This window comes from Pontibacter sp. BAB1700, assembly GCF_000277005.1.
GTDB classification, from domain to species: domain Bacteria; phylum Bacteroidota; class Bacteroidia; order Cytophagales; family Hymenobacteraceae; genus Pontibacter; species Pontibacter lucknowensis.
This window is the reverse complement of the sequence record NZ_AKIS01000257.1, coordinates 1-3,007: the sequence shown is the minus strand read 5'-3', so window position 1 is coordinate 3,007 and position 3,007 is coordinate 1. Positions and strand designations below refer to the sequence as shown.

Annotated in this window: 6 protein-coding genes and 1 pseudogene; 6 read left to right on the top strand and 1 reads right to left on the bottom strand. The window is 50.1% G+C overall.

Annotated elements, in window-relative coordinates; all coding sequences use genetic code 11:
- Window positions 1–114: 114 nt before the first annotated feature.
- Entirely contained in the window at window positions 115–315 is a 201-nt protein-coding gene (locus tag O71_RS24175; protein WP_143731949.1) for a hypothetical protein, read from the bottom strand.
- Window positions 316–395: 80 nt separating this feature from the next.
- On the opposite strand from O71_RS24175, the gene O71_RS21000 reads away from it, so the two are divergent.
- From O71_RS21000 to O71_RS20975, 6 genes and pseudogenes are all read left to right on the top strand, one after another.
- The gene (locus O71_RS21000; RefSeq protein WP_007661304.1) at window positions 396–776 is read left to right on the top strand and encodes a hypothetical protein; all 381 of its coding nucleotides are present in this window, start codon (window positions 396–398) and stop codon (window positions 774–776) included.
- Between the two features lie 35 nt (window positions 777–811).
- Complete coding sequence (locus tag O71_RS20995; protein WP_007661303.1) at window positions 812–1,120, top strand: GNAT family N-acetyltransferase; 309 nt, start codon at window positions 812–814, stop codon at window positions 1,118–1,120.
- Window positions 1,121–1,128: 8 nt separating this feature from the next.
- The gene (locus O71_RS20990) at window positions 1,129–1,323 is read left to right on the top strand and encodes a 2Fe-2S iron-sulfur cluster-binding protein (protein WP_040575084.1); all 195 of its coding nucleotides are present in this window, start codon (window positions 1,129–1,131) and stop codon (window positions 1,321–1,323) included.
- 158 nt (window positions 1,324–1,481) lie between these two features.
- Window positions 1,482–1,775 carry an adenylate/guanylate cyclase domain-containing protein gene (locus O71_RS20985; protein WP_040575083.1) on the top strand — a complete coding sequence of 98 codons (294 nt, stop codon included), beginning with the start codon at window positions 1,482–1,484 and terminating at the stop codon, window positions 1,773–1,775.
- A 1-nt stretch (window position 1,776) separates the two neighbouring features.
- Complete coding sequence (locus tag O71_RS20980) at window positions 1,777–2,664, top strand: helix-turn-helix domain-containing protein (RefSeq protein WP_007661302.1); 888 nt, start codon at window positions 1,777–1,779, stop codon at window positions 2,662–2,664.
- A gap of 147 nt (window positions 2,665–2,811) precedes the next feature.
- A pseudogene (locus O71_RS20975) lies at window positions 2,812–3,007 on the top strand (muconate cycloisomerase); the annotation flags it as partial.

Genomic DNA, 3,007 nt, shown 5'->3' with positions numbered 1-3,007 from the left:
AACACTGTATACCTTATTGCTGTGCGTAAGCGAGATCGTTTAGCACATCAGTTGCTTCCGCAACCTCCATCTGTTTAACGGTAATTCAGCAAAAAGTTATTGGTGTGCTACCTGCTACACCTGGGCTTCTCGTGCATTTTCCAATGCAGCAGTAGCACCAGCTATACCTGAGCCATGAATGTACATTGCTATCTGCAGATATAACGTCTGATGATCCGGATGCTGGCCAGTTGTAAAGGAGTTTTCTTTCAGATGTTTCCTGATTGTGCAGGGCAGGTATAGCAAATAAACTGATTCAAGGTTGGTAATTATCATATTGCGGACTTTCCGTATACCTGATTACCAATAAGATGACGATTAAATCAAGCATATTTAACTGCATAATCTTAAATAGAATGAAAACAGATATGGAGGCTTTTGCAATTACCCGGGTGTATTCCGACGAAAACGGAGACAGTCGGTTTGAAGATATTACCAGGCCGCTTTTTCCGGAGGGGGAGATCGGCTTTCTGTCGGAGTCAGAAGTGGCGGAGCGCGTCATTTTCAGAAAAGTGGTGCCCACCTATGATTATGACTTCCACAATGCGCCCGACCGGCAGTACATCGTCCTGCTCGACGGCGGCATTGAGATTGAGACCTCTCTCGGGGAAAAACGTACCTTCCGGGAGGGGCAGGTGCTCTTGCTGGAAGACACCACCGGAAAAGGCCACAAGACCCGCAACCTGAAACCTGTCGTACGCAGTTCGCTTTTTATTACCCTTTCCCAGAAGGTATAGCCGTCCTTTTTGAAACCACACAACGCACTCATTTTATGGAAATAGAAGTGAAAGACAATCCTGCCAAGAACCAGTTTGAGGCGACTATAGACGGCCACACCGCTGTGATAGAGTACAAACTGCGCCCCGGCGTAATGACTGTGCTGCATACCGATGTACCGGAAGAGATAGGGGGCAGAGGGATAGCGGCCAAAATGACCAGGCATGTGCTGGAGCACATTGAAGCCAACCAACTGCAGGTGATCCCGCTTTGCCCTTACATGCGCTCTTACCTCAAAAAACACCCCCAGTACCAGCACCTGGTGCGTGGCAAGGAGGATAAAAGCGAAGGTATAAACCAATAAGATCTCTTATGTCCCATCAGGTAAATTTCAAGGATGATAAAGTCGTGCAGGTAGAGGAGAGGCAGACCATGCTGCAGGCTTCTCTGGTGGCCGGCATTCCGCATTACCACGCCTGCGGCGGCAAAGGGCAGTGCACCACCTGCCGGGTGCTGGTGCTGGAGGGGCAGGACAAACTCACGCCCCACCAACTAGGAGCGCACTAAAAGAAAGTAAAAAAGTTTCCGGATAACGTGAGGCTGGCCTGCCAATCGCAGGTAACGGGGGAGGGAGTGACCGTGCAGCGCCTGATACGCGACGACACAGACCGGCACATATTTATTGACGGAAAAGAGGAGAATACCATAGGGGAGATCGGGGAACGGTGCAAACTGGCTCTTTTTTTATCGACATCCACATTTTCACGCCCTTTATCGAGTCCAGTGTTCCCTTCGACGTCATCCACATCATGCGAAGGATCTTTGCGCTTTTCAAAAATGCCATCACCTTGTATGATGGTGAGATCATCGACATGGCCCGCGACGGGCTTTACGCCGTGTTCGGGCTGAACACAAGAATCAGGCTAGCCGAATCCAAAATTTCGTATGTGGAGGAGGTGTCGCCTACCAACAGGATAGCGGGTTGTTTGGAAATATCCTCCTTAATCGGCATCTTATAGCATGCACGGAAAACGGTTTTACAAAGGGCTTTACGGCACCAATACCATCGAATTTGCGAAAGGGCTCATTCATGTCCACCCTTTCGGGGAAATAGGCAAACGGCACCAGGGGCAGGTTAAACTGCACGCGCACAATAATTTCCTGCAGATCTTTTTAGTGCAGCATGGGCAAACCGAGTTTCACTACGCAAGTGAGAAGGTAAGGGTAAGCGGCCCGGCTTTTCTGGTTGTTCCGAAAAACATCGAGCACGGCTTTCAGCATCTCACCGATGTTTCCGGCTGGATCATCAACCTGTCTGATACCGTACTGGAGCACATGCTGCAACGCGAAGCCGACGTGATCTTCGGTATGGAGGAGATTCATATCGTGTCGGTCTCGCCCGAAGAACCAGCCACCACCGAGGTGTTCGACACCATGCAGAAGTGTGTGGACGAATACAACAGCCAGTTTCCGGGTCGGCTTCTGATGCTGCAGTACCTGGTGGGGCAGATGCTGGTGCAGCTCTACCGCATTTCACTGGGCGGCAAGCAGGCATTTTTTTCCTCTTCCAATATCAGCAAGGTATACTTCCGGCGTTTTCAGCAGCTCATGCGGGCTGCCGATACTTACAAGAAAACCGTGGAAGACTATGCCCATGACCTGTTCATCTCCACCGGCCACCTCAGCCGGATCTGCCGGAGCGTTGCCGGCCAATCACCCAAGGATATCCTGATCGACTACTTTATCACGAAAGCCCAATTGGCCTTGTCTGATGTGGAAAGTAACATCGCCGATGTATCCTATACGCTGGGCTTTGACGACCCCGCCTATTTTGCCAGGCTCTTCAAGAAAAAGACCGGCCTAACCCCACTCGAATTCCGCAAAAAGATCGGCGTGACGCAGAAGTAGGCGCCTATATGTTCGATTTGTCTTGTTAAAAGTGCATTTGTCCTATCCGTGAGGAGGGTGAGCGAGTACATTTGTAATACTTAGTGAGTGATTACTTTCCAGGGTAAGTATGCACTCATTTAAAATAGTATTCGTTCACTTAACTATATGAAAGACATGCAGATAGATCGGATTGAGTCTCTCATTGTGGATCTGCCCACCATACGTCCGCACCATCTGTCCATGGCTGTGATGCGCAACCAGGCCATGGTGATCGTGCGCCTGTTCTGCAGCGATGGCATAGAAGGTATAGGAGAGGCGACCACCATTGGAGGCCTGAGCTATGGGGATGAATCGCCGGAAG